The 390-nt window shown below is 80.5% G+C and carries 1 pseudogene; it reads left to right on the top strand.

The features are described from left to right. Positions 1-390, top strand: a pseudogene (locus tag KN815_RS49750) (PucR family transcriptional regulator); the annotation flags it as partial.

The following is a 390-nucleotide window of genomic DNA, read 5'->3' as shown; positions in this document are numbered from 1 at the left end:
TCCTCGGCGGCGGGCAGGGCGGCCGGCGCGGCCGGTGAGGAGCTTCAGCTCACCGCGTACGGGCTGGGCGGTCCGGCCGGGCCGGAGGACCGGCTCGCGCTCGGGCTCTGCGCTCCCCGGCGGGACGGCGCGGACGGGGCGATCGTGGGGGTGGCCGTGGTGCTGCTGTCGCTGCTGACGGCGCGGCGGGTGGTCGGGGCCGAGGCCGAGCGCACGGCGGCGCTGGTACGGCTGATGCTCGGCGCCGAACCGGCACGGGTGGCCGGACTGCTGAGCCGCTCGCCGGGGCAGACGGGGACAGCCCCCGAGGTGAGATCCGGGCCCCCGGAGAGCGGCGGGCTGTGGACCGTGGTGCACGGGCGGCGGCGCGGCCGCGGCCGGGACGACGGG

This window comes from Streptomyces niphimycinicus (assembly GCF_018883605.1).
Lineage (GTDB): Bacteria > Actinomycetota > Actinomycetes > Streptomycetales > Streptomycetaceae > Streptomyces > Streptomyces niphimycinicus.
This window is presented reverse-complemented; position numbering and strand designations above follow the sequence as displayed.